The organism is Paenibacillus sp. F024 (assembly GCF_057814255.1).
The window spans coordinates 73,102-99,513 of the sequence record NZ_JBVASZ010000019.1 but is presented as its reverse complement, the minus strand read 5'-3'; the positions used below and the strand labels follow the sequence as shown (position 1 = coordinate 99,513).

Annotated in this window: 21 protein-coding genes; 1 reads left to right on the top strand and 20 read right to left on the bottom strand. The window is 42.2% G+C overall.

Translation table 11 applies throughout. The annotated features are described in order from the left end of the window. Positions 1 to 80: 80 nt before the first annotated feature. The 20 genes from ACZYR9_RS18780 to ACZYR9_RS18685 all read right to left on the bottom strand — a co-directional run bounded on the left by ACZYR9_RS18780 (position 81) and on the right by ACZYR9_RS18685 (position 23,755). On the bottom strand, positions 81 to 1,208 hold the full coding sequence (locus ACZYR9_RS18780; RefSeq protein ID WP_488979989.1) for an AlbA family DNA-binding domain-containing protein: 1,128 nt from the start codon (positions 1,206 to 1,208) through the stop codon (positions 81 to 83). Positions 1,209 to 1,236: 28 nt separating this feature from the next. Beyond that, entirely contained in the window at positions 1,237 to 3,015 is a 1,779-nt protein-coding gene (locus ACZYR9_RS18775; RefSeq protein ID WP_488979988.1) for an ATP-dependent nuclease, read from the bottom strand. A 140-nt stretch (positions 3,016 to 3,155) separates the two neighbouring features. Then, a complete protein-coding gene (locus tag ACZYR9_RS18770) occupies positions 3,156 to 4,049 on the bottom strand; it encodes a hypothetical protein (protein ID WP_488979987.1) in 894 nt (297 codons plus the stop codon). A gap of 17 nt (positions 4,050 to 4,066) precedes the next feature. Next, on the bottom strand, positions 4,067 to 4,732 hold the full coding sequence (locus ACZYR9_RS18765; RefSeq protein ID WP_488979986.1) for a TauD/TfdA dioxygenase family protein: 666 nt from the start codon (positions 4,730 to 4,732) through the stop codon (positions 4,067 to 4,069). Between the two features lie 95 nt (positions 4,733 to 4,827). After that, positions 4,828 to 5,586, bottom strand: coding sequence for a hypothetical protein (locus ACZYR9_RS18760; RefSeq protein ID WP_488979985.1), 759 nt, complete (start codon positions 5,584 to 5,586; stop codon positions 4,828 to 4,830). 704 nt (positions 5,587 to 6,290) lie between these two features. After that, positions 6,291 to 7,301 (bottom strand): ATP-binding protein, encoded by a 1,011-nt coding sequence (locus tag ACZYR9_RS18755; RefSeq protein WP_488979984.1) that lies wholly within the window; start codon positions 7,299 to 7,301, stop codon positions 6,291 to 6,293. Between the two features lie 13 nt (positions 7,302 to 7,314). Then, complete coding sequence (locus tag ACZYR9_RS18750) at positions 7,315 to 9,279, bottom strand: hypothetical protein (protein ID WP_488979983.1); 1,965 nt, start codon at positions 9,277 to 9,279, stop codon at positions 7,315 to 7,317. Beyond that, positions 9,272 to 9,937: a TnsA endonuclease N-terminal domain-containing protein gene (locus tag ACZYR9_RS18745; protein WP_488979982.1), complete on the bottom strand. Its 666-nt coding sequence runs from the start codon at positions 9,935 to 9,937 to the stop codon at positions 9,272 to 9,274. Before ACZYR9_RS18745 ends, ACZYR9_RS18750 begins: the two co-directional genes overlap by 8 nt. A gap of 978 nt (positions 9,938 to 10,915) precedes the next feature. Next, positions 10,916 to 11,350: a YfmQ family protein gene (locus tag ACZYR9_RS18740; protein WP_488979981.1), complete on the bottom strand. Its 435-nt coding sequence runs from the start codon at positions 11,348 to 11,350 to the stop codon at positions 10,916 to 10,918. Positions 11,351 to 11,678: 328 nt separating this feature from the next. Next, complete coding sequence (locus ACZYR9_RS18735; RefSeq protein WP_488979980.1) at positions 11,679 to 12,956, bottom strand: nickel pincer cofactor-dependent isomerase, group 22; 1,278 nt, start codon at positions 12,954 to 12,956, stop codon at positions 11,679 to 11,681. A gap of 57 nt (positions 12,957 to 13,013) precedes the next feature. Then, the gene (locus ACZYR9_RS18730; protein WP_488979979.1) at positions 13,014 to 14,510 is read right to left on the bottom strand and encodes a tripartite tricarboxylate transporter permease; all 1,497 of its coding nucleotides are present in this window, start codon (positions 14,508 to 14,510) and stop codon (positions 13,014 to 13,016) included. A gap of 18 nt (positions 14,511 to 14,528) precedes the next feature. Further along, positions 14,529 to 14,975 carry a tripartite tricarboxylate transporter TctB family protein gene (locus ACZYR9_RS18725; RefSeq protein ID WP_488979978.1) on the bottom strand — a complete coding sequence of 149 codons (447 nt, stop codon included), beginning with the start codon at positions 14,973 to 14,975 and terminating at the stop codon, positions 14,529 to 14,531. An 87-nt stretch (positions 14,976 to 15,062) separates the two neighbouring features. Beyond that, positions 15,063 to 16,085 (bottom strand): tripartite tricarboxylate transporter substrate binding protein, encoded by a 1,023-nt coding sequence (locus tag ACZYR9_RS18720; protein ID WP_488979977.1) that lies wholly within the window; start codon positions 16,083 to 16,085, stop codon positions 15,063 to 15,065. 51 nt (positions 16,086 to 16,136) lie between these two features. After that, a complete protein-coding gene (locus tag ACZYR9_RS18715) occupies positions 16,137 to 17,306 on the bottom strand; it encodes a UxaA family hydrolase (RefSeq protein ID WP_488979976.1) in 1,170 nt (389 codons plus the stop codon). Then, entirely contained in the window at positions 17,296 to 17,610 is a 315-nt protein-coding gene (locus ACZYR9_RS18710; protein WP_488979993.1) for a UxaA family hydrolase, read from the bottom strand. The genes ACZYR9_RS18715 and ACZYR9_RS18710 overlap by 11 nt, the downstream gene beginning before the upstream one ends. A 363-nt stretch (positions 17,611 to 17,973) precedes the next feature. Then, positions 17,974 to 18,852, bottom strand: a complete 879-nt coding sequence (locus ACZYR9_RS18705) for a fumarylacetoacetate hydrolase family protein (RefSeq protein ID WP_488979975.1) — start codon at positions 18,850 to 18,852, stop codon at positions 17,974 to 17,976. Positions 18,853 to 18,882: 30 nt separating this feature from the next. Further along, positions 18,883 to 19,875 carry a 2-hydroxyacid dehydrogenase gene (locus ACZYR9_RS18700; RefSeq protein WP_488979974.1) on the bottom strand — a complete coding sequence of 331 codons (993 nt, stop codon included), beginning with the start codon at positions 19,873 to 19,875 and terminating at the stop codon, positions 18,883 to 18,885. 280 nt (positions 19,876 to 20,155) lie between these two features. Then, positions 20,156 to 20,662, bottom strand: a complete 507-nt coding sequence (locus ACZYR9_RS18695) for a hypothetical protein (protein WP_488979973.1) — start codon at positions 20,660 to 20,662, stop codon at positions 20,156 to 20,158. A gap of 521 nt (positions 20,663 to 21,183) precedes the next feature. Then, positions 21,184 to 22,692 (bottom strand): malate:quinone oxidoreductase, encoded by a 1,509-nt coding sequence (locus ACZYR9_RS18690; protein ID WP_488979972.1) that lies wholly within the window; start codon positions 22,690 to 22,692, stop codon positions 21,184 to 21,186. Between the two features lie 637 nt (positions 22,693 to 23,329). Then, on the bottom strand, positions 23,330 to 23,755 hold the full coding sequence (locus tag ACZYR9_RS18685; RefSeq protein WP_488979971.1) for an Rrf2 family transcriptional regulator: 426 nt from the start codon (positions 23,753 to 23,755) through the stop codon (positions 23,330 to 23,332). A gap of 157 nt (positions 23,756 to 23,912) precedes the next feature. On the opposite strand from ACZYR9_RS18685, the gene ACZYR9_RS18680 reads away from it, so the two are divergent. Beyond that, entirely contained in the window at positions 23,913 to 24,866 is a 954-nt protein-coding gene (locus ACZYR9_RS18680; protein WP_488979970.1) for an alpha/beta hydrolase, read from the top strand. Positions 24,867 to 26,412 lie beyond the last annotated feature (1,546 nt).

Below are 26,412 nucleotides of genomic sequence, written 5' to 3'. Positions count from 1 at the left end.
CAATTCGGACGCCTCCATGTGCAAGGTTTTTCGCGGGTAAGTCCCTGTTTTCCTTGCACTTGAATTCGACAAAAGAGGTCCTAAACCCTTGTGGCTGTCGGACTTTTGATTCGTTCAGCAAGCCCTAAATAGTTAATAATCGTTGATAAAATCACTTCTAGGTCTGGATTTGCAATCGGATCAATCATAGTTTCTGGCAGCTGAAGTAAATCATCATCGATTGCTTGAGGAGCTGAAATGTAATATGCCCCGTATGAATGTCCTATTACTCCACTCGCCCCAATTAGGTTAACGAATATGTAAAAGGGATCTTGCATGTTCAGCTGTTCATAATTCCTTATTTGATTAAGAATTGAATCTCTTAGTGAATTTTCAAAATGTGTAGTGCTAAAAAACTCTTTACGTGGCTCTTCATAGCTTTTACGATAATTAAACGACATATTTGACACTTGTTCTATAATAGCATTCCGAAATATTTGGGTATGCCCCCTATAACCATCGGTTCCTATAGATTGATAGTATAATCCATGGGCATTTATGCCCTGGTTATATCCTGATCCACCTAACACAGAAAGATTAATACTACTTCGCTGTTCGACTATAGGATAATTTGATTCAATATTAAAAGCAGAAGTCGGTAAGAAGTGAACTAGTACAAAGGGCGTCTCTTGTTTATATATGTTTAATGTTTTTTCTATACGTTGTACACGAAATCGATTGTATTGATCAAGAAAATGATCTCTAACATTCATCATTCTTCTAATATCAGATGTACCTGCAGGGACTTTAGCAGAGGCTGTACGTAACATAAACTTAAAATTCTTAACCATATGTGGCCCATTCCAGCTCCTTGGTACGCGTATATGGATAACGTGCCCTCCACCGGTCAAGGAAATATGTCTGTACAATATATTTGTAAGAGCTGGATCAGTATTAGTTTCTACCCATTGCTTATACTTTAAAATTTCTTGATCGGGGTTGATATCAATGCCGGTAACTTCAATCGGAGTTCCTTCCCTTTCCTTCACTCCAATAAATAGATCTCCTCCTTGTGTATTTGCAAATGCAGCCACCTCTTCAACTAGACTAATGTTATTTGAAATCGTTTCTTTAAATTCGAGCTGTATCCCTTCTGTAGTACCACTTTCAATTAATAATTTCAAATCGTCTTCGTTCACTTCATCGAAAGTTTTGTGAAAAGTTGACATTTTTTCTTTGCCCCTTCTGTTAAATTTTTTAATTTTGTCCCTCATGCTTCTTCTTGATCTGAGTTATTTCAAGGAATTCTTGAAGTTTTGCTGGGAAGATCTCCTCTCCAAAATGAGAGGTCTTTTTAAGTGTGTTCCAAATTCCAACACTGCTTTTGTCATTAGAGTCATAGCCTATAACTGACTCTAGTTTTGGAATGTTAAAATGTATTTTCGCAGGAGATGTTTCCGAAATTAATCTCCAATTTGTTGTTATCATTGAACGTTTGGTTTTAGCATTCATTGCTTCACCTTTGGAATTAAAAACAATGATTTCTTCTAATCCATCGTTATATAGATGGCTTTTTTGCAACTCATCGATTGATGTAAAGGTGAGTTTTGAGACAAAATCTTGTTCAAAGTCGAAATCATTAATCACAAAATAATCAATTCCAAAATGTTTGCAGAGCTTGATTAAAATTGAAGCAGTAATTTTACCATGATGTGGAACTATTGCGATATTATTAAAATTCAAATATGTAGCAGCATACTTATCATCAGCAGTGATATCCAATACATTTCTTCTGATAATTTCTTTATACGTCATCAGGTCGTTAGGACCTTCTACTAGTAGCACTTTTTTACTGAATATTATTTTATTAAGATTTGGCTCAATTAGCTTAATATAATTGTTGTAGTCTTTTATTTCAGAAAGTGCTTCTTCGTCTGAATCTTCAAAAATTTCTTTATCATGTTTGTTGTATTTTAGAACAGTTTGCTTGGTTATTTCATCAAATTCAAAACGAATCAAGCCTCGGGTATCAAAGATATCCAACATTTTATCAGAATGTGTTGTATAAATTACTTGATGTCCCTTTTCCGCTAATCCACAAAGGACGGTTTTGTAGAAATATTCTTGGTGATTTTCATGTAAAAAGCTCTCAGGTTCTTCAAATAAAAACAGGCACTTGTCGGTTCCGTTGCTCTCTGCTATTGCTTGAATTACTGCCATAACAAACATAGAAATGTAACCATCACCGAAATGGTCGATTGGCACCAGATTATCCATGTCTCCGTTAAGACCCACTTTAAACATCATCTCTAAAAATATATCTTCATAATCAGGTAATCCAAATTCAATGTGGCACTGATTCTGCCTTAAATTTGTTGAATAATTAATTTGTATTTTTCCAAGAAATTCATTTAATTTAGAGTCTGCAAGAACTTTATCAGTCGCGCTTTTTACTTCTCCTTTAAAAACATCTTTTTTTCCAACCATAATATTATCTGTATCCACTATGCTTCTGATATGCTTTGCTAGAAAAGAAGACAGGTTTCCCCAACTCGTTTTCTTTGTCGATATTTCTTTTTTTATTTCATGGAAGTTTATGTAGAATATTTTAAAATACTTTGCTGCACCGAAAGCGCTAGAGCTCCTGCTACTTTGATTGTAGTCATCATAGGAACTAATTTTTGTGCTCTCTATTTCATGGCCATCGAGTTTGATTTCTAAAAAATGATATCCAGTGAGATTTGCAGTCCCCCATTCAACTTTAGGCTCGCTACTACTGCTTACTTTAGTTACAATTTTAGGTATATTGCTAAATTTCCTTTTGTGAAAGTCGTTAATTGTAAAGGTGTCTTTAGTCACATACTTTTCTGTTATTCCGTACAAAATTGAATTTAGAAAATTCGTCTTACCTGCATTATTGTACCCGACTATTGCTACTGGTTTTTTAAAATCGCTATTAGGAAAATGAACTGTTACTGCTTGGCCAAATGACCTGTAATTTTGGACTTGTATGCCCTCTATACGAATATGGCTCATTGTATGCACCTCTAGTTATTTTGGTGAATGTACCAATCAATTTACGAAGAAACAAATTCAGGCAGTTATTATTGAACACCATTTTTTAAAATACCAATCCCAAATCTAAATTATCTCATTCATTTTATTAAACCCACATATTAGTCATTTCCGTAATCGGGTTCATAATCAGGCTCAATAGTAATTGTTTTCTCAAACGTATGATCTATGCCGGCGGCCGTTACCTCGTCTAAACTATTTAGTTTCAAATCGCAAACTCTACACTTTAATGACGTGATTTCATATTGATTATCCTGGTATGTTATCCACGGCTCTTCCTCGTCGATATACTCTGGTCCTTCAACTAAAATTTCTCCGTATATTACAGCGTGGCCGCCGCAAGAAGGGCATGTAGTGGTTTCCTGATCATCATCTGATAATACAGGGATCACTTTCAATACATCACGAGGAACAGGACCTTCGTATTTTATCCTCACTTCTGTACGATGTCTCTGAATTCGAGCTTCAATTATCGCCTTCAAACTGACGGACCGAGCTTGAATAATCTCTTCTGTCGCTCTTGCCTCTCTTGGTCCGAGCAGATCACGTAACGATTTGTTTTGAAACTCAAGAAGCATTTTACATACATCCCAAAACTTTGGCAACCAGTGGTCCATACTCATTCCTACGAAAGGAAGTGCTCCCGAGTGCAATTCCTCGTTTCTGTGATTTGCTAGAGTCATGCAAAATTTCTTTGTATCAGCATCAAAACGGGGGACATTTACTAAGTTTTGAAGGCGTTCAAATACTGTTTTTGCTGTAATTGTCTTAAAATCTGTACTCTGAGACTCGTTAATAGCAACCAAGAATCCGTGTGGAGTGTTGGGATCAACAATCAATGACGGGTGCTTATATGCTAATGCAGCCTTCCCTAAGAGTTCCAAAAAAAGAGATGCCCAGAGTTGAAACTCAGCGAAATCCCCTTCGTCACGTTTGTTAATTGCTTTTCCTATGTATAATTTAGATTTGTTCCATAAGGATTCGTAATCTATCATAATGGCCTCCGTATTTCTTATTGTACTGTAACTCTTTCTATAACCCGAACTGCTTTGGCGCTCGAATTAGCTACTCCTCGTCCATGCAAACAACGCCAATTATCTATGATCAATATATCGCCTTGAGACCAGTTTATTGTATCCAATGTAACTTTGGAGATCGATTCATTAAGCTCGTTTATTGTAACAGTTGATTCCTTATTCGTTGCGAGCATACAGCTTGTATCGAACCTGATCCAGTTCTTTCTGTGAGTATTGCTATATCCACGTAGGGTAGCCAAGAAACTATGCCGACTATTTATAATGGTGAATAAACATCTATCTAAACGCTCTTCAAGATCTTGAGAAAACTTAATTTTCTCAAGATCTATTAAAGTTGTTGACTGAACTTCACCCTCAATTTGCTTTGCATACAATAAAATATATCTTGCTGGAACTTTTTTATAAGCAGTATCAGTATGTAATGGAAAATGACCTGTCCCATATAATGCGCTCAATGAATTTGGTCTTGCCTTCTTCGTATCTACAGGAATTAGTGTATCAACTAGGGTACCAGTTGCCCTCGATGGAATTGGTTCACCCAAGGTGTTTGCTAGTTTTAGTAGATTATCATGTTTCAGTGACTTCTCTCCCCTTAAGAAAATCCATCCGGTATCACGCAATTTGTTTAAGTCAATATCCATACCATACGCTCCATATTTAGAAATTAGGAAACCTTAAGATGGCTTGAAATTAGCTGCTGTAGTTCGAGCTTATTCATAACTTCCCTACGAACAGATTATCCAAAACCAGTTTTGAATGGGCACACCAAATGGGGCTTGTTTTGATCATGGTCCTTAAGCCACCAATGGAACTCTAGTTCCTTTTCATTGTCACGAGGTAGTTTGATCAGAAAAAACGGGACGTTTTCGTAACGAAATGGAACATTATCAAACTCCAAACCAAGTGATTCCGTATTCTTAGCGATTTCTAACCAGCTGTAAAAATGATTGAGAGCAAAATGAGCAAATACTCTGTTGATAATCCAAATTGTTGCTGTCAGATGTTTATACTTCCAATAGGGCTTGCCGTATTCCCACTTGGTGATAATATCCCCTAATGCCGAGTCGTCTTGTTTCGAGATGAACTCCATTTCATATTTGCTTCGTTCTCTTGAAGGCCGATATTTATTGTCAACCTGTCGCGTATGTGTATGTCCTTCAATAAATTTTTTCCAATTTACATATGCAAACGCATAAGGGCATTTGGTATCAAACAGTTCTAACTTTCTAACACACGCGATATGATCCCGAAGGATTATAGCTCTCAAGTGTTTAGCAATCGCGTAGAAAGTGCTTCTATTGCTCTGATAAATGAGTTCGTTTATTTTTTCAATAAATCCGAGGTATCTCTCGTCGCTGCCGGACTCTCGAATGGATTCGAATTCTTTATAATAATTTCCATAAATCATGATTTTTGACGGCGACTTAACCACATAATGTTTTTCGGGTTGAATTGATTTATAACTTGGATCGACTGCCTGCAAAATAAAATTCATACCACCTTGTAAATTGCGAAACGAAATTTCACTGGACAAAATGATATCATTAAAATTGATCTTTTGTTTATAGTACATGGATATCCAATTCGTCACTTCGGTTGATTTGATTACGAGTTTGGATTCCCATAACTCTGAATAATTACAAGTACTGCTTAAATATTGATGGCCGCAGGAACATTGAAACGGTGCAGTTAACGTGTCATCACCGAGACGATACGGATAAGATTTATCGCATATTGGACAGCGATCCGACAACGGTTCTCCATGGATAGGACATTCATGAATTAACGAGAATTGGTTTAATATGCTGTGAAAGCCGTTCTTCATGCACGTAAAGCAGAATGTCAGCTGTTTGCGAAAAAAATCTTGATAAGGACGATGTCTCGGAACAAATGTCATCAGGTTCATAAACTCTTGATTTCTAGCTTTTACGTCTAATTTCAAGATGTTTGTAATACTTTCATTGTTTAATCGGGGCATATCAATGAGATTGCAATTCTGTTGACTGTAACTTATGGATCTTCTACTTAATACTTCCTCATTACCGAATTGGAACAGAATATCTTTCGCAGTAACGCAATTTGCGTACTTAAATTTTTCGAAAATTCCCCAAGGTGATTCGTACTCTGAGATCCAGTCCGGGTTCCAAGTGAATTGCCTCTGTATTACTTTATACTCAGGAAAAACACATTTAAGTTTTCTCATACCACTTCGTGGTATGTCTCGGCTTCAATGTAACCAGAGCTAGTAATCGAGGATTTCCATTGCTCATTGTTCAGCCAGTGAAGATCCTCCCCATTTGCTCCAAAATGACGAAGTGCATTTTCAACTGTTAGCGTTAAATATTGCATTGGTATTTCGGTTGCTCTTGTAAGTCCGTGTTCCTTGCGAAGATTCGTAAATATGCTAAATAGATCCTTTGCACAATTCTCAAGACGACATCCATGATGATCAAACCCATCTGGAAAAAAGTAACGGGTAAAGGACCATCCGCTATCTTCAGGATATTCTGAAATATTGTCGTAACCGGACAAACAAACTGCCATATCATCGGCATCGACTATTCCTTTAAAATTGTATTCGTGAACCATAAATCTTCCGATTATCTGAGCTTTCTTGGCTTGAATAAATGCGCTGCGTTGATGAATAAGTTCCTCCTGTCCAACCAAGATAACTGTCATGCTAATGCCGGCACTATCAAGTTCGTTGTAAATATCCATCAACCATCCATATTGAATTTCAAAAAGACGTTGAGCGTCATCGATGAACAAAATAATTCGTTTTTGAGCTGAGCGTTCAGCCTTTTCTACAAAGTATCGATATAGTCGGTCTCTTTTTAAATTGGCTTTTCCGTTAAAGGGCAAAGCGTGCCCCACATCATTCAATAGATCTTCAAAGAAGCTACTCTCACTCGGTTGTTTGTATTGTCGACATTTCATAGTAAATATCGGGAGATGATTACCGAATTCATTCGGAAGTTCGTATGAAAGATACGTAATGGCTCTTGATTTCCCGAGTCTCGGTCTGCCGTAAATCATCCCTCCGGGTGAACGATTTGTGATCCATTGGGCAACGGTATCATACATACGAATAATTTCGTTCGTCGGCAGCAGGTATCTTCCGGTCTCAATGGGGTGAGTACCTTGAGCCACATACGGTCTTGGCGGTGACAAGGCAGAACTTTTTTCGATGGGACTAGGTTGATTCACCATGGCTCTCCCTCCGCTAATAAGTAATGGTCTTAAACCGTTTTCGATCTAAATTCATACTCTTTTTAGTGGATGCTTCTATTAATGGAACAACATTTTCGCTCTGAGTATCATCAGGAAGAACCTCTTTGGAGACCAATTTTTCTTTCTCCTTTTTTTTACTTCGTTGAAGTGCGGCTAACCGATTACGATCCGATCGACTCGTTTTAGCCTGTTCTTGCAAATATCTGTGATAGCATTCAATTGGATCATCGTAATTGGTGAAATGTAGTATTTTCAACTTTCTTAATTTGTTTATCTGTTTTCTAACTTGAAGTGAATGCGGCGTAATACCCCATTTTCCATTGGCCGTAAGTGCGCCAAACTCACTGCCATCTGGCAAAAATACTCTAATTACTCGGAGATCGTCGATATTCACCAGTAGATCTAATTGGGTGCCAATAAGTTCAGGACTTCGTGATAATACTTCGTTACGATATTCAGTCCCCTCGTAATAAATAAAAGGGCGCTTTCCTTGGCTGATGTTTCCTTGAACAACTCTGTTTGCGGTGAGAGAAAGAAAAGCGATTTCCTGTCTTTTTTCCTCAGTCATAACTCGTGGAAGCAAACCTCTGTTTAAACGCTGTTCTAAACATTGCAGCGGTGTCAAAAGATTTATCCCTTCATGTTTCGTTCCGTTGTAGTTGGATATAAGTACATCTGTCAGTTCTTCTATGTGCTCAGCGGTAATCCGATATTTTACTGCTTTTTTCTCCGGATCTTGTCGTCGTGGATCTCTAGGGTTGCTGCCGGTTGTGTTTACTAGACGATGGAACCCATTTTCTTCTAACGTTTCGAAAAACCTTTCAATTATTCCTCTTCTCATTGGCAATGCCACAGAACCAGCATTAACCGAGCAGCCAATGGTTCGTTTAAGTCGATCTCTGACTTGATTCGCTAAATTAGATTTTCCATTATCCAGATGAAATTCATCCCACAAAGCCCATTCCATTTCTGGAAACAGCCTTGATGCAAAGCCGCCATTCGGATGATAAGTTAATCCTGGGATTGTTAATTGAAGCGTTTCCTTGGGCATGACAGCTTTTTTAATGCAATGCAGTACATCGCTAGCGGAATACTCCTTATTAAAGCTAAGATAGTGACCCAAGATGATTCTTGTCGCAACATCAATGATGCAGAGTAACCAAAGGCGATCCATTACTTCCACAATTTCGTCGCCTTCTGGCGTATGGAACACAATGGCAATTGAACAATCTATTCGATGTCCGTCAAATTGAACACGTTCTAAAGGTCTAACTGGTGAATGAGCATTCGGAGCGCCTATTCCTGTATGTCTTGCTTTTTGACTTGCACTCTCACCGTAGCGTTTAGCGGCTTCGCCAAAGTGCCATTGTTCAAGCATATCAACATAACGATATAACGATCGTTTTCCTAAATCTCCACTTATAAATGGATATTCGCTGGATGTGATACCTGCCTTAGTACAGGCTTCCAAGAGTTTAACATGAAGATCTTTTACACTAATTTTAGGCGATCGTACTTCTCGTTTTGTATTTCTACCCAAATACAAATTGTCAATGGTTTCTTTAACGGTAGGGTACTGCTTTAATAGTAATGTAAAAGCGCCTGTCATTTTGGAAAGCTCGTCCTGCGTTGATAGTATAGGTAGAGACTTGCGTTCATATTGTTTTAATCGTTTCCGGGGAATAAGTGCTCTATAACCCCAGATTCTACCTTGATCATCGTAAGAAAGGCATCTCTTCACAAATGCCAATATATCTTTCCTGTCAATGAGTGTATCGGCGCTAATTTCATGGAGTGGACGCTCATTCTTCATATACATGTCGATGGCCTTTTTTCTCGCAAAAAAAGTCTCTTTATCATTAGAATCCAATTTATCTTCATGAACAATCGGCCAGATTGATGTATCTAAATGTGCCGGATCAATTTTCTCATTCTCAATCCATTTTTTTTTAGGCATTGCTCCACACCTCTGTTTTTGAATCTAATGGTTTGTGAGTGATTGTAGAGTCAATCATTCCCCGATAAATCAGCTGATACACAGTTTCCCGTATCCGTTGACGACTAAGATCCGGAAGCGCTTGTTCTATTTCTTCTATCGTGGTTTTGGAGGTCTTGCCTAGAACTTTCATGATTTGATATTGGACTGTTTCCACAAGAACAGGGCGTTGTTGAATGTAAGGGATAATAGTTTTCATATTATTCAAATAAATCAAGTTGGATCGGATGTCTTTATCGGTTCGAATGAGATGATTGACCCCATTTTCTTGGCACCATTTTGCTTGAGCATTCGTTTGTTTATAAGATCTTGATGAAAATCTTTTGTCGTTAAGGTCAAGTTCAGAAGCATACTTCACTTCCAAGAAGCACTCCGTTCCGTTCATTCGCTGAATCCACATGTCAAAAATGGATTCTACTAATTCTCCTTGCCATTCGACTTGTATTCGCTTGGGTTGTTCACAAAAAGCAACAATGTCCGAATCAGCTTCAACGAGAATCCAATGATCGTATTCCAGATCGCTAAAAAACCTCACATCGCGGTTCATTTTGACGCTAAATGCTTCCCAATAATTATTACCGTATCGAGTGCTGCGCTTCATGGGGATTGGTGTGTACACGCTTTCACCTCATTTTTCATAAATCGTTCATTGCCGCCGCTGATCAGCGGTAAGAAAACTCCTTATTTGAGGGAAGTATTGTGACAAACTCTTAATTCAGGGGTGTATTTGTGTCATTTTCTCTTGACACAAATATACCCCCAATTCACAGATAAGTCCAGGAAATTCTGGAAGTGAATTGGGGGTTGTTTTGTGTCATTGGACACCAATCAAGCGGTTTATATTTTCTTATTTAACTTATCACTTCTAACTTTTTAAAGATTACAAACGAATGCTTGTATGGCTCCAATATTACTCATTAAAGTTTCAGTATCTTATATCAATTGATTGGTCTGAGAACCACTATGGCTATCCAGTCTACAGTTATGATTTTGTTCAAAATAAATCTTTTTTAAATGCTAATGTTAATCCTTCTATAGTAACCTGCTGCCTGCCTCAATGAGTCTTTATAGGATACACTTCAAAACATCATTACCCCTCTCACCTTTCATTGATGTAGATTACACAGTATTTTGTACATATGTCTATTAGTGGCTGAAGTCCTTTTGTTACACCTGCATTTTTATTTAGTGTCATACACCTCATAAGCTCTCTTCTGTAAGTTGTCATGATGACATTCAGTTGGTGATCAAAGACGACGATTGAGCAGCTGAATTCTTGAAAAACCTTCCAATTACCCATTGAAGGGTTGTTTGGCATGCACAGATATTAGTATAGCATCATCTCTCCCTGCCCCTATTTAAAAATGTTGACAAGATATTAGCAGGTTTAGTTAAGCAAAAGGCTGCCGGTCATCGCAATAAAAATAGCGCCTCCGATTGTCGGCGCTAAATAATAGAACTTCAGTTAAGGGAGGTATGCCGTCCACAAAAATAGAAATGTTCTTTCCTTCGGCAAAAAACGGGTGCGGTAGCTGATATTATTCCGTCCATATTTCCAGTTCGAATTACTTCGTCCAAGTCGATTTCCTTGGAGCTCTCAGAGAGTATTTAAATATTTATGAAGATTCTCGGAGAGCAAACTATACGCAACTACTTTCTTTTTATACTGCTTTACTACATCAATGTTTCTGTTATTAATGAACGCGTATAATTTAACATCGTTTTTACCCATTTTAGTATCTATCATTAATGGAATCCCCTTGTTCTCCGGATTTAAATATAATTGCTCGGTTCCAGGCCATATATAATGTTTTTTCATAAATACAGCTTCATTAAACAAATCAATAATTTGGATTTTTTCATCCCCTTCGAGATTCCTTCCCCCATAGGAAACAGCGACATTCGTCCCGTTAATTTTGGTATGTAATTGGAACTTGCTTAAAATCCAATTCACAGTACCGGTAGGAAGACATGTAGCTAGTATTTTGAATAAACTGAAGAGAATCGTTAACACGATGAAAAACCAGGTCAACTTCGTCATCACCTTTTCAAATGTAATGTATATATCAAGTTCATAGTTTTAATCATACTTCTACTTACTCTATTTTAAACCATCCAATCCAGACTATTTTGAACCACCCATTCGGGTTTTCGTGCCTCTTATTCCCTAAAGACCGATTGGATGTTTCTTTCATACTTTCGTTTATCTAAATAAATGAGCTCGAAAAAATCCGGGGATGATTTCCCGCGGATTTCTTCGAGCGGCTACTCGTTAAAACCAGATATGAAGCTTATAGCAGCTTATCCACCGGCTTACTTAATTAAATGTTTCCATTTCGATAACTCTTTTTTTTGCAAGATCACCAAAGTAAGCTGCCATCTTCATCAAACGAAAGAGCATGGGGGTCGCCAGTTAATTCGATGTGAGGCTCGTTCTTGAGCTCTTCATAAATGGCCTCGCTCACCCATAGCTCTTCGATATGCAGCGTGTTGCGTATGAGCATCATGCGAAGCTTCGCGGGATCAGTAACGCGCAGCATGTTCAAAGCACCATCCATCAAAGCACGATCATCGCTAAACGTCATGGGAATAGCCGCGCGAATAACAAACCCGCTAGTTGCGCAGTTTAGATACATCGCCGTTTTATCGATATCTTTCACTAAGGCTTCGGTAGTCAAATCTGCAAGACCTATACCGGTTGCATTCCCGTGAGAAGGCTCGGATAAACGCAGCACCCCTATATATATAAAATAAGGCTTCTCCGGCTCCGGTATCCCCTGAATGCGCAATCGTCCGATAATATTCGTATCCATCCCTGTACCGCTGAAGTTTTTCCCCATTTCTCCGATAATCAGCATGTCTGCTTGATCTACCGGAAGACGCGGCATCAAGCTCTTGGCCTGTTCCAAAAGAGCCTTCTCCCTCTCAAAAATGCGGTCATCGGGTAATCCTTCAATAATAGCGGTTTGCTCCTTCGCATTTTCTATGATCCCAATGCCGCCGATGACGGGTGCGTGCTTCAGTACACTGCCGCCGATCAATGGAATCATATCAGCCAAATGCCCCGCACCGAAGCTGTGGAACATATCCGCTCCTTTAGCCCGTCCCATCCCCACGGTCATCATTTTTAACAGACCGCTTTCGTAATCGCCATGGAAGGAGGTGTGCGGTTTGATCCGATTGACTACGACGATCCCGTCCGCATGGAACGCTTCTTTTGCACAATGTACCGGAACGCGGCGGCCGAAAGCTTCAAATTCATGAATGACTTCGACCTCACTGGAGCAGGAAACAGGACAGCCAAGCGCAGCCTCGGACATGCCCATGCTATTCAATATATCCCTTTGTCCTTCACTTTCCCCGCGTCCATGAGTGCCCATCGCCGAAAATACAAAGGGGTTGTATCCCCTAACCTGCAAAGCTTTTACAATGTTCCGCAAGATCTCTGTATAATTGGCAATCCCGCGACTTCCCGCCGTAATGGCGATCGACGCCCCAGGCTTTAAATTCCTGGAACGGCCACCTGTTAGCAGGTTGTCTACCGCTTGTTCGATATTCCATGCTATATCCTCTACTGCCGGAGTTTGTGAATGTACCTTGATCGGATAGATTGGAATAGAGCTCGCTTTAATAGACATGTCTTTATCCTCCCAAATGTCATTGTTCAATCCATCATCCGACTTGATAAGCCGATGCTACATTTCGAAATCATCCGCAAGGGCACCCTTTTTGTTTTTCATCCCTGCATAGATGCTGATTGCAAAAATAAGGATGGAGATGACTAACAATGTTCCGGAAATCGGTCTCGTAAAAAGTGCGAAGAAGCTGCCTTTATATATCGTTAGAGACTGCATCAAAGCGCCTTCCATGAGTTTCCCCAGCACAAACGTTAAGACAATCGGTGCCAGCGGAATATCCGCCTTCTTCAAAATGTAGCCGAGCAGTCCAAAAGCAAGCATAATACCAACGTCAAACATGTTATTATTTACACTGTAAGCCCCCACAACGGCTACCGCCAAAATAATCGGGAACAGCAATTTATAGGGAACCATCGTAATTTTGGCCCATAAGCCCGCCATCGGCAAATTCATGATCAACAGCATAAAGTTTCCGATAAACATACTGGCGATAACCGCCCATACGAAATCGGGGTTTTTCTGAAAGAGCTGGGGTCCCGGCGTCAAACCGTGCATAATAAAGGCGCCTAACAACACCGCAATGACGGGGGAGCTGGGAATGCCTAGCGTAAACAACGGAATTAAAGCTCCCCCGCAATAGGCGTTATTTGCAGTTTCCGGTCCGGCAACACCTTCTATAGCGCCCTTACCGAAACGGGACGGATCCTTCGCCAGCTTCTTTTCCATCGAATAGGACATGATCGACGGTATAACGGAATTCGTGCCCGGCAGCAGCCCGGTGACGAAGCCAAGGCCGGTTCCTCTGAAAATAGCGTTCATCGTAGGCTTCCATTCTTCGCGTCGCGGCAACAGTCCCTTGACCTTCGGCGGCTTCTCCGCTTTTAACTTGTTTTCCGCATTCAGCAAAATTTCGGATATTCCAAACAGCCCCATCGCCAAAGGAACAAAATCAATACCGTTCATTAATTCCATTTGCCCATAAGAGAACCGTACAACGCCCGTTACCGGATCCAAACCGATTAGAGCGAGATTTAAACCGATGAGTGCAGCGATGATACCGCGGACAAGCGATTTGCCCATCAAGCCTATCACCATGGTCATTCCTAGAACCATTAATGCAAAAAACTCCGGCGGACCGAATTTCAGCGCGAGTCTGGCAATCGGCGGTCCGATGAAGGCCAGCCCGATAATCGACAAGGTTCCGCCGATAAAAGAACCTATACCTGCAACCCCTAATGCGGTTCCCGCTCTTCCCTGCTGAGCCAAGGGATGTCCGTCAAGACATGTTACGACGGAGGCGGCTTCTCCAGGCGTATTGATCAATACCGACGTTATCGTTCCTCCGTACATTGCCCCGTAATAAATGCCGGAGAGCATAATGATAGCTGGTATGGGTTCCATCCCGAAGGTCAGAGGAAGAAGCACGGCGGTCCCCGTTGTAGGCCCTAATCCGGGCAATACCCCTACAATCATCCCAACGGTTACGCCGATTAAACAATACAGCAAATTACTCAAAGTGAAAGCCGTTACAAATCCGGACAGCAAGTATTCCATCTGTGTTTCTCCCCTCTATTATCCGATTGAAAGCTCAGGCAGCGGTACATGTAATAGGGATTGAAAGATGTAAAATATCGCCATCGTCACAACGATTGAAATCCCTAAAGCCCAATACCATTTGTATTCCGTGAAAAATAATATCAAGAGCATGATTATGCTCGCGATGATGTATCCGGTGAAAGGGACGAGGAGAAGGAAGATCACCAAAGCGGCAACGATGGAGGCGAATTTTTTGAACCCCGCCCCTTTTGGGAACATCTGCGATAGGGTCATGCCTGCTTTTCGAACGGAGTCAATCATATACAACATCGAAAAAACCATCAGCAAGCCGCTTAACCAGAGAGGAAATAGGCCGGGCCCAGGACCATAGCTGCCGTAATAATCATACGTTAACGATTGCCCAAAAATGGATCCGGAAAAAATCAGGATCATCAATCCGACCCAAACTCCTGCATTTCTCATACTCAACACATCCTTTATATACCGGATAACGGGTAAAGAGATTACCTGAAGGAACCGGCCGGCCGGATCGGCCGGCCAGCAGAGTCATTACCAGCCCATCAAGTCTTTTAGATCGATGACGCCCTTCTCATCCTTTTTCAACAGATCAGCATAATCCTGCCCGGCCTTATAATCTACTTGAAGTCCGCTTTCACCCTGCTTTTTGATTTGTTCCTCATTTTTGATGGCTTTCTCCAGGGCCGCGCTTAGAACTTTCAATTTCTCTGAATCCACCCCCTTAGGAGCGGCAATCCCCCGGGCGGACCCGGAAGTAATCCCTGCATAACCGCTCTCGATTACGGTCGGAATGTCAGGCAGGAATGGAGAGCGCTGTTCCCCCATGACAGCCACAATCTTAATTTCGCCGTTTTTGTGCAGCGTGGCCAATTCACCTACGTTGGCAAACAAGACATCGACGTGACCGCCCATAACCGCCGTTTGGCTCTCCGCAGCCCCGCCGTTATGTACCGCTGTGAATTTAGTGCCAAACGCCTTGTTAAATTTTAATGAAGCAAAATGGTCATCACTTCCTACGCCGGTGGATGTGGCTGTTAAGTCATTCGCTTTCGCATATTCAACCAATGACTTGATATCCGTAAAACGCTTTTCGTCTTTATTAATAGCAATAGCACCCGGGTCCGTTATATGATTGGCAATCGGGGTAAAGCTGTCCAAATTTTCTTTACGCTTCTGCTTCGGGTCCAAATATCCGGTCATCAGGTTAGGTGTGTTGATATACCCGATGGTATAACCGTCCGGCTTGGCATTGGCTAGCTCCGTCCAGCCGATCCAGCCGCCGCCGCCAGGCTTATTAATGACGTTGATCGGTACGCCAAGCTCTTTTTCCACATAAGGCATTAACATCCGTGCCCCCACGTCCGTCCCGCCTCCTGCCGCATAGGAAATAATAAGGTTGATTGGTTTCGCAGGGAATTTCTCCTTCGTTTCGGCAGCCGGCGTATTCGGTGCAGGCGATGAGCCAGGATGGGCTGCGGGCTTGCCTCCTCCTCCACAGGCTGTGAGCGCCAGCAAACCAACTAGAGAAACAAACAAAGCGGCTTTCGTTTTCATCTTGTAAACCTCCTAATATTTGATTAGCTTCATTATTTCAACCCGCTTAAACTACGGCACTCTTGTGATGCAGAACTGCTCATCATGGCCAAGAATCTCAGCCTTAACCATTTTACCGGATGCCACTTCAAGAATTTCCCGATAAATTTCTTCGCCCATCTCCTGCAGCGTTTTGTTATGCAGCAGCACTTCGCCGGCATTCACATCGATATTTTCTCTCATTTTTGCATACGTTTTCGGATTGCCGGTAATTTTGATCACCGGAACGCCCGGAAATCCTGTCGGTGTTCCTCTCCCCGTAGGAAAAAGGATCATCTGCGCTCCGGCGGCAGCCTGTCCTGTGGACACTTCTCCGTCTTGACCAGGCGAATCCATGAGCAGCAGACCTTTCGTCGTGGGCGTTTCAGCATACTTTATCGTCCCGCTGAACGCCGCATTACCGGATTTTTTCATGCTTCCGAGCGATTTCTCAACCACGCTGGACAAGCCGCCGTCATAATTGCCCGTTGAAATGAGGTGCGTCCGCTTCGCGTTGCTCGATTCACGCACTTGGCGTTCGAGCGTCGCTTCCGTTTTGGCAATGATGTCGTAAATCTCTTGAGCCACCTGCTTGTTTATCGCTCTTCGCGCCAATATATGTTCTGTGCCCAGCAGCTCGGTAATTTCCGCGAGTATAGATGACCCTCCCTTAGAAACCAACATGTCGGAGGCAATGCCAAGGGCAGGATTTGCGATTAAACCGGAAGTCATATCCGAGCCGCCGCAGTTTAGCCCAATCGTCAAATGACTGACGTCCGCTTCTTCCCTTTGCTGCCTGGAAGCGATTTGCTGCATTTCTTTAGCGTATTTCACCCCTTGTTGTATGGCCGCCAACGAATCTCCTTCCTTTTGAATCACTACCGTTTCCAGCATCTTTTGGGCAGGCGCAATGCCTTCCGCCAGCTCATAAGGCGAGAAGCGCTCACAACCTAAACCAACGACTACGACACCGGCAAAGTTCGGATTTTTTCCGATTTGGATTAAGGTTCTTGCCGTTACTTCCAAATCTTCGCCAACCTGACTGCACCCGACCGGATGTCGGAAGAAGACGCTTCCCGGCACTTGGGCAGCAATTCTTTCCGCTACTTTAGAGGAACAAAATACGGAAGGAATGACCGCGATCAGATTGCGAACCCCAACCGATCCATTCTTTCTCCAGTACCCCATAAACCTATCGTCCATGCTTCATCCCTCTTTCGCAGTACATATTGTGGTTGTGAATCCAGCCCCCTTTTTCGATCGCCGTTTTCATCTTCCCGATTTCTTCACCATATTTTAAAACGCTTTCATCATTTCCGATGGGCTGCATAGCTAACTTATGCCCAAACCCTATATCTTCTATCACCGTGATCGCCTCTATCTTTTCCCCTATTCTCACTTGACATAAATCGCCCTTCATTAAATCTGTTAATGCAACCGCGACATTATCTTTGGAATCGATGACTAGTGCTGGCTTTACATCTGAACCGTTGTTTAAGTCTTCCATGTTCACGTGTTCACTCCTATCTGATTATGATGGTCGGACCATCGGTTAAATGACAACCCATGGGCTTCGACCGATAGCCTCTTTTATAACTACTGCATTTATATTGCAATTCGCGGAAGTATATTCTATATAAATAGGAATGTTGTACTGACAGGAGTTATGATTGGATTGGATTAATGTGGACAATCGAAAGCAGATGCTTCACCTTTCGGATGAAGAATTGGAACGAAGGAAAGGATTGGAAACCGCCTGTGCCATGCCAAAAGCCCTGCCTTCATCACTAAAGGCAAGGCTTTACATTAAATTGTTGATTGTTGTGTCGGAGGGTTTTACAGGTGCATCACATAAGCAGGATCCCCTTCTTTATTTCGCTTTTAAATCCTTGACAGGATTGACTAAGGGTTCAAAGCCGTCAATATGACACTCTACCACATCCCCGTCCCGAATGACGACAGCGCCAGGAGTTCCCGTAGAAATGATGTCGCCGGGCAGCAGCTTCATGACCTTCGAGTGGAATGAAACAAGGTACCATGGCCGGAATGTCATGTTGGAGACGATATTTTTCCGATGGATGCCGCCATTGATTACAGTGGATACGTTCAAGTCAAGAACTTCATCCACTTCCTCCGGGGTTACAAGCTGCGGACCGAAGCTAAAGAAGGTATCAAAGCTTTTGGAGCGTGTCAGATATCTTGGGTTGACGGCCAAAATATCTTCCGCCGTCATATCGATAATCGTCGTGAAGCCGGCTATCACGCCGGGAGCCTCCTCTTCCGACACATCTTTGCATTCTTTACCGATAATAATCCCCAGTTCCGATTCTGCCGTTGTTCGATTGGATTGATGAGGGATCTCGATCGTATCATAAGGCCCAATAATTGTCGTATCCGGCTTCATAAAGCTGGCGGGCTCCGTGCTAGGAGCCTTCTCGTGAAGGTCTGCTGCATGCTCCACATAATTGAGACCGATCCCCCAGATTTTTCGCGGATGCCGATAAAGCGGGCCATATTCCACTTGATCCAAAGGGATCCGTTCACGGCTCATGGCTTCTAAGTCCTTGTCCCCTCCGCTTTGATACCACGATTTCATTTCCTCTAGCTGTCCTGATCGAATGATCTCAAACAGCTGCGTTGACCAATTTTTGTTGATTCTGTGATTCAGTGTCTCTACCAAAACTACACCGCTAGGATTTACGACAGCGGCAACCTCAGAACCGTTATACTTTATTGTAGCCAGACGCATGATGTACCCTCTCCTTTGTTATGTATTTCGTTATGGTTGAATACTTCTTGCGCTTTCCACTTGATTGACCACAAAACGCGGAGTGCCTTCCTCTTCTACACGCTTAATATTTTGGAATGCGAGATGAAGAACTTTATTTAAAGTATCTCTTGTTCCTGCACCGATATGGGGGCTGGCAATCACATTGTCTAAAGTTAACAGCGGATTCGCAGGATCGGTAGGCTCCGATTCCCAAGCATCGATACCGGCTCCGGCGATCCATCCCTCCTTCAAAGCTTGATACAGTTCCTCCTCTTTAACGATTCCTCCCCGAGCCATGTTAAGGAGGATGGATGACGGTTTCATCAAACGGAGCTCCTTAGTACCGATGAATCCCCTTGTTTCGGGAAGCAATGGAATATGCAAGCTAACAATGTCCGATTTTTGTAAGACCTCCTCCAAAGGATAGAAGGCTGCGCACAATTGATTTTCCACTTCCTCTGGAGCTCGATACTTGTCATAATAAATAATTTCGGTGCCGAACGCTTTTGAACGCTTCGCGGCTTCTCGCCCGATATTGCCGAAGCCGATAAAACCATGGGTTTTGCCCTCCATTTCATAGGATGAAGGCCGCAGCTCCCACATCAGCCATTGCCCGTTTTTCGTGGATTGGTTCACCTGTATTATTTTCCGGTACAATGCAAGCGCTAACAAAATGGTCAGTTCGGCAACGCCCGTCGCGTTACCGCCTGGTGTATTGCATACCGGGAGCTGATATCTCCTGGCCGCCTCCAAATCAATATTGTCCACTCCGATTCCCGTTTTCTGAATAAAGCGGGCTCTTGTGGCCTTAGTAAATATCGTCTCGTCGAGTTTTTTGGTTGCGACTAATAAATAATCGGCTGCCGCGAGCTTTTCCTCCCGCTCCTGCACATTCATCTCTTCCCAATACCATAAATCAAACCCTTCCGGTTTGTGTTCATTTAATAGCTGCTTAAATTCCTCAAACACCTTGTCAAAATAAATAATGTTCTTATTAGACATATAACCTCTCCTCAAATTAGTATAAAAGATAACAACGTACAACTAATAATATTTTAAGATGTTCAGATTAATATAATATGATTCTTCTGATTACAATATATTCAATTGCAATGAATTGATAACTTTTATGAAAAAAGATAACGTGAGATGGAGAGAATAAGCATGAATGCAATGCCGAGACCTAGCTTTGTCAACCATTGGTCATGGCGGTCAAACTAACGTTTCCTATTCGTTTAGCATCGGATCTTTTTGTGCGTGATCTAAAAAATCGAAATTACAGTTATTGATTTCCTCCATTCGGCTTGCTAGGTAGGTTTATTTTGATTTCTTTATTAACTTGATTTTCAGCCCAAGTCACACTCACCGATGAATGAGTAATGAATGAATCAAGCTCTGCTTCTGTCGTAAACGTGTACGTAAAGTAATATTCAAACGATTTATCTTTATCTAAAGTACCGTTAGTAACCCCGCCAAAACTTCTTGAATTCTTGTGTAATGTAGGCGCAGGTTCATTGAATCTAATTTTAATTGATTCTGCTGACTGGTTTCCTTTATTTACTGTCTCGACGAAAACTCGAACCATAATTGGCGTTTCTAATGGGTGAAGCGGTTTATCAATTTCGTTTATCATTTGTTTATCTTTTACGATATCATAATTAACCGTAGTCCATAAATTTACACCTTGACTAATTTTATCTTTGAAATCACTAAATAAATGATTATGGTCTTCGTTACTACAACCAGCTAAGAATAATAAGACAAAGACAATTACTACGCCCTTTTTCAATCGCCAACCTCCATTATGTAAAATATTAAAATATTACCCATATGCGCAAAGATACCATAGTTAATTACAAGTTTACCACATTAAGGTGATGTATTTAAATTCCAAATACAAGTAACTTTTTGTATTACAATAACAGTCGTAAATAATACTCATCTGAAAAGCTGAAGGTAGGCCGCCATGTCGTCAATTGTCCATTGAGGAACTAGAATGTCCCCTACGACAGCAGAACAAGTAAACCCCTCAAACCATCCCTGCTGAATTTCTTCCTTTGAGCTGATTCTATAACCCCTCTAACAAGGCAGAGCAAGTCTGGTGTGAGGTTTGCTATGCAGACCGTAAGGGGACCAACGGGGAGACGGCGAATCATTCCAGTATTGTGATTTTTTCGACTATTAAAAAACAAAATTTAATATTCCCTTTTTGAACAGAAAAAGCCGGCCATTTTGGCCGGCTTCTATGAAAAAACATTCATCCCGTATGGGGTTATAATCAAATTAAAACTTCGATATTTATGATACGGTTCAGCGTGCGACCTGTAACTCCAAGTGTTCACTTAGACCAAGCGTCCGCGCGGTTGAATTATGAATTTCTTGAATAAGTTCCGGATTTTTCACTAATGAAACGCCATAAGAAGGAATCATTTCCTTTATTTTCGGTTCCCACGTTTTCATATGCTGCGGGAAACATTTTTTTATTAACTCGAGCATAACGGAAACGGCGGTAGAAGCACCCGGAGACGCGCCGAGCAATGCTGCTATCGAACCATCAGCGGCGCTAACAACCTCCGTACCAAATTGAAGCGTACCTTTGCCCCCAGCTTCAGTATCCTTGATAACTTGTACACGTTGGCCCGCTACTATTAAATCCCAGTCCTCGCTTTTGGCGTTCGGGATAAACTCACGTAACTCTTCCATGCGCTTTTCTTTCGATAACATAACTTGCTGGATCAGGTATTTTGTCAAAGGCATGTTTTTTGCCCCTGCCGACAGCATCGTTACGAGATTATCCGGTTTTACGGAAGTAACCAAATCAAACATTGAACCGGTTTTTAAAAACTTTGGTGAAAAGCCGGCAAACGGTCCAAACAACAACGATTTTTTATTGTCGATAAATCGTGTGTCAAGATGCGGAACAGACATCGGAGGAGCGCCAACCTTAGCTTTGCCGTATACTTTGGCATGATGCTGCGCTACAACCTCCGGATTATTACACACCATAAATATTCCGCTTACCGGGAATCCTCCAATATGTTTTCCTTCAGGAATACCGGATTTTTGCAGTAAATGCAGGCTTCCTCCCCCGCCGCCGATAAAGACGAATTTGGCCGTATGGCGTTTGACAGTACCGCTGTCGAGGTTCCGCACTTTCAATTCCCATAAGCCGTCGCTAGTACGGCTAATATCAGTAACACTTTGTTTGTAGTTTATAGCGACATTTTTTCTGTCTAAATGCTCAAACAACATACGCGTTAAAGCGCCAAAGTTAACATCGGTGCCAGAGTCGATTTTTGTTGCCGCTATAGGTTCATTCAATGCGCGGTCTTGCATAATAAGCGGAATCCATTCCATCAGTTTTTCCGGATCATCGGAAAATTCCATCCCTTGGAATAGGGGATTAATGGACAGTGCTTCAAAACGTTTCTTTAAGAACGTTACATTTTGTTCCCCTTGTACTAAACTCAAATGAGGCAATGGCATGATAAAGTCCTGTGGATTACGTATCAGCTTGCTTTTTACAAGATAGGACCAAAACTGCATTGAATCCTGAAATTGTTCATTAATTTTAATAGCTTTACTAATATCTACAGATCCATCCGGTTTTTCAACCGTGTAGTTAAGCTCGCACAGTGCCGCATGCCCCGTACCCGCATTGTTCCATTCATTAGAGCTTTCCTCTCCTGCGTTTGGGAGCTTCTCAAATACTGTAATTTTCCAGTCCGGTACTAACTCTTTCAGAAGTGTCCCCAAAGTCGCACTCATGATTCCGGCACCAATTAAGATAACGTCTGTTTTAGTTTCTCCGTTGCTCATTTTAACCGTCCTTATACCTTAAGATTTGCAGAAAGATGTAGGCGCTCCTGATGAGGGCTATAACCCAGGACGCAGCCTAGTCACATGCCTTTTCTGTATCAATTTAAACCCTATATTAAAATATTTATATACTATTATATGATAGTTATAAGCTATACGACAAGAAGTGCAGCGAAGAAGTCTTGCCAGATATTTCTTATAGCTTATAAATCAGCTTTCACATTAGCCATTTTCGATCGTTGTACCTAAAGCTTGATATCCGTTTAAACTCACTTCCGGACAAATTCCGGACAGAACACATGAAAAAATGAGGCCATATACTCCCCCACCTCCACAAAAAAATGGACATTTCCGTCTTTATAAAAAGGATGTCCACACTTGATATATGAAAATACAGTAGAAACATAGACCAGTTAACAAAACTAATTTACTCATATTATATCGCATTTTGTACATATGTATATACCTCAATTAAAACCCTCTAAAGAGATTCATAAAAAAATCAATTTTTCACGTTCGAGAATTAATTCTTGGTATCATTGTCGACGGCCTGCTTCGAAGGTATTAAGCTCAAAGCACCTTTCATTCGATATCCGAAGCTCTCATGATCATCCCCCAGCTTATACGCTTAGGTGGATCAAGAAAGGAATTTGGCCCCTTCCCGTACGATATCCTCTATTGTGTATGCATCGAGGACGCTTTGGAATTGCTCCTCAGCCTTGGAAATTAACAAGGACAGGAATTGCTCCGACCCTGTTGACGGTACACTCCAAAACGGCGTAGCTTGCCCTTTGCCAAGCGCGCGATAAACCTCTCCGACCCGTATAGCGCCCGCAGGCTTGGCCAGACGATATCCTCCCTCGCGGCCACCGTAGGTCGACACGATATCCGATTTCGAAAGCCCGGCTAGAATTTTTCGTACATATGTAGGCTCGGCGCCCAACGCATTGGCGATATGTTGGCTTTTCATAAGCGTAGATGACTTGGATAACAGCACAAGCGCCCGAAGCGACACATGAAACCAGGTCGGGCCCAAATCCCCCGACTGAATCAACAGCTGCATAAGTTCCTCCCTTGATTGAATCCGAGTAAGTAAGTTTTATATAAATATATCACTAATTTGCAATTGACAGCTACCAAAGTCCATGCTACTTTTTAATTGTGATTATTTTTTCACAATAAAAACGGAAGCGCTATCAACATTCAGGGAGGTTAAATCAATGGACTTTTTAAGCAGAGTAACTCCGGAACTCAAACAGGTTTTGACACTACTCCCTGCACTCGACCTGCGCGACTTGGCGAGTGCACGACAATTTTTATCCGTTTTACCCCCCGCGGAGCTCCCGGAGCATATACGTGTGACAACACGTACGATACACGGCGGCGGTGCTCAAGATATGTTGATAAAAATATATGAACCAGCCAATCGAGATCAATCCCCATTGCCGGCATTATTATGGATTCATGGAGGCGGGTACGTGCTTGGACATCCCGATACAGATGATGCGTTATGCGCGAGCTTCGTACAGGCAGCCCAATGCGTCGTCGTCTCCGCCGATTATCGTCTTGCACCGGAGCACCCTTACCCTGCAGCGCTTGAAGATTGCTATTGTGCATTAGTATGGATGAAGGACACGCAGGAAGAGCTCAATATTGATGTATCCAGACTTGCGGTCGCCGGTGCCAGTGCAGGCGGCGGCTTAACCGCAGCGTTGTCATTGTTGGCCCGAGACCGTGGAGGTCCTGCCATCGCATTCCAGATGCCGCTGTATCCAATGATCGACGACCGGAATTTCACCGCTTCAACCCACGAAATTACGGATAAACAAGCCGTATGGAACCGCAGCAACAATCTGCTCGGTTGGGGCATGTATTTGGGAGATCATGCCAACGGCGTCATCTCTCCCTACGCGGCGCCTGCGCGTGCTGAGAACCTGGCCGGGCTCCCGTCGACTTACACATGCATCGGCCAGCTGGATACTTTCCGTGATGAAACGATCGACTATGTGGCGCGTTTAGCGCAAGCCGGCGTGCCGGTTGAATTCCATTTGTATCCGGGATGCTTCCATGGCTTCGAAGGCTTCGTTCCGAACGCGGAAATCAGCCAGCGCTGCAGAAATGGATATATTCAAGCGCTTGCCAGAGCATTAAATCCTAACCCGGTACATGTCTAACCTCATCTTGCAAAATATACTGAAACCCTGAGCATACGAAGTGAAACAAACATAGTATTTTCACATTCATCACAATTTTGTATTCTTTAGAGTGTTTTGACAAAGCCCCACGCTTACACTAATCTGCCTGCTCTCAAAGCAAATGGGAACTTTATCATTCATTTTCCACACTACGCTACAGTACCTGCTTACACAAATAAGAAAAAAGGGTTGCCCATTTATAATTGAAGGGCAGCCCCGCTTTCTGCGCATCTAAACTATCGCACCCTGTTCGTAGAGCTTCCTCCAATTTCTTTCATCCATTTCGTAAAAAGATATTAATTCCAGGCCCTCGCCCGTAGGAGTCAACCATATCCGCAACAGCGACATCAATGTTAGGTACATGCTCGGCTAGCCTATGGCACAAATACAAGTACCACTCCGTTCCATAAGTCAAATACACCCTGGTTTGGCACCCGTCATTTCTAAGCCGTCTCAACAATTCAGGTTTGGTCCCGTACAGCATTTCAGTCTCAACGAAGGAATGGTCCAAGTACCTCTTGAAATCGCTTCGCGTAAAATATTCTCGTCATGGGAAGCAATGGACACGGGATGCTTTACTTTGACACAATGCCTACCATCTCCAAGTAACGTTCGTCGAGCATATTCAAATGTGAATCATAACGATTTGCACTTCACGAAACGCTAGCTTAAATTACTCAGTAGAACGTTGGAGCAGCTGCCGCGGCAGGCTGCTCCACTCTTATTTACCCGTAAAGTGAAGTTTTTCTATGAAAAAATGAAGACATTTCCTCCTCCATGACCATAAGAAAAGGACATTTCCGTCATAGAAAACGGAATTTTTAAAGCCCACCCAAAATGCTAGGGAGCTTGACGTCATTTCAAGCTCATTTATACGTCAAGATGCGAAATTGAGTGGTATGATTCAAAAAGGTGAGTTTAATCGACGTACCCTCCTTCGGGTTATAACCCGTTATCGGGTAAATAGAGATATTGGTTTCCTTACCGCTCGATTTAGGACCACGATTCGAGGCAACGGATTGAAAGTGGGGGCTCGCCTTACGTACGATCCAATGGGCATACCAGACCTTATCGGGATGATTCGTTGCTTTTCTATTCCACTGGCAATGATTCTTGCTTGTCTTCTGCCAGAACAAATACCTTCCATTTTTTATATCCCACTGCTTGTTGGGGTTCCTGAAGCGAATTCCCACGCAGTCCCCCGGATAAACAGTGTTTGGCTTGCGCGTTGTTCCTGCAGCCGGTTGCGAGCACGGATTGCCTGGCGGAGGAACAGGTCTATCCAGCTTCTTGAATGGTGTTATGTTAATGCTTTCCAGCCGTGAGATCGGTATGAACAAATATTCAAGAAAAATAGAGTTCCTGTCATTGCGGTTGCGAATGTTCCAGTGTCTGATCAAGACGCCGGCCAACGACTTCAAATTCGATGTGTTTAAAGATCTAGAAACATGAACCCGGGTATTTCCTAATTTGGTTACTGCCCCTACCAATCTTCCATTATGAACACAGTGACACCTGCCTGAAT

Coding starts and splice junctions, on each gene's coding strand:
- ACZYR9_RS18780 (WP_488979989.1), bottom strand. CDS start 1,208: ATGTCAACTTTTCACAAAACTTTCGATGAAGTGAACGAAGACGATTTG.
- ACZYR9_RS18775 (WP_488979988.1), bottom strand. CDS start 3,015: ATGAGCCATATTCGTATAGAGGGCATACAAGTCCAAAATTACAGGTCA.
- ACZYR9_RS18770 (WP_488979987.1), bottom strand. CDS start 4,049: ATGATAGATTACGAATCCTTATGGAACAAATCTAAATTATACATAGGA.
- ACZYR9_RS18765 (WP_488979986.1), bottom strand. CDS start 4,732: ATGGATATTGACTTAAACAAATTGCGTGATACCGGATGGATTTTCTTA.
- ACZYR9_RS18760 (WP_488979985.1), bottom strand. CDS start 5,586: ATGAATTTTATTTTGCAGGCAGTCGATCCAAGTTATAAATCAATTCAA.
- ACZYR9_RS18755 (WP_488979984.1), bottom strand. CDS start 7,301: ATGGTGAATCAACCTAGTCCCATCGAAAAAAGTTCTGCCTTGTCACCG.
- ACZYR9_RS18750 (WP_488979983.1), bottom strand. CDS start 9,279: ATGCCTAAAAAAAAATGGATTGAGAATGAGAAAATTGATCCGGCACAT.
- ACZYR9_RS18735 (WP_488979980.1), bottom strand. CDS start 12,956: ATGTCTATTAAAGCGAGCTCTATTCCAATCTATCCGATCAAGGTACAT.
- ACZYR9_RS18730 (WP_488979979.1), bottom strand. CDS start 14,510: ATGGAATACTTGCTGTCCGGATTTGTAACGGCTTTCACTTTGAGTAAT.
- ACZYR9_RS18725 (WP_488979978.1), bottom strand. CDS start 14,975: ATGAGAAATGCAGGAGTTTGGGTCGGATTGATGATCCTGATTTTTTCC.
- ACZYR9_RS18720 (WP_488979977.1), bottom strand. CDS start 16,085: ATGAAAACGAAAGCCGCTTTGTTTGTTTCTCTAGTTGGTTTGCTGGCG.
- ACZYR9_RS18715 (WP_488979976.1), bottom strand. CDS start 17,306: ATGGACGATAGGTTTATGGGGTACTGGAGAAAGAATGGATCGGTTGGG.
- ACZYR9_RS18710 (WP_488979993.1), bottom strand. CDS start 17,610: ATGGAAGACTTAAACAACGGTTCAGATGTAAAGCCAGCACTAGTCATC.
- ACZYR9_RS18705 (WP_488979975.1), bottom strand. CDS start 18,852: ATGCGTCTGGCTACAATAAAGTATAACGGTTCTGAGGTTGCCGCTGTC.
- ACZYR9_RS18700 (WP_488979974.1), bottom strand. CDS start 19,875: ATGTCTAATAAGAACATTATTTATTTTGACAAGGTGTTTGAGGAATTT.
- ACZYR9_RS18690 (WP_488979972.1), bottom strand. CDS start 22,692: ATGAGCAACGGAGAAACTAAAACAGACGTTATCTTAATTGGTGCCGGA.
- ACZYR9_RS18685 (WP_488979971.1), bottom strand. CDS start 23,755: ATGCAGCTGTTGATTCAGTCGGGGGATTTGGGCCCGACCTGGTTTCAT.
- ACZYR9_RS18680 (WP_488979970.1), top strand. CDS start 23,913: ATGGACTTTTTAAGCAGAGTAACTCCGGAACTCAAACAGGTTTTGACA.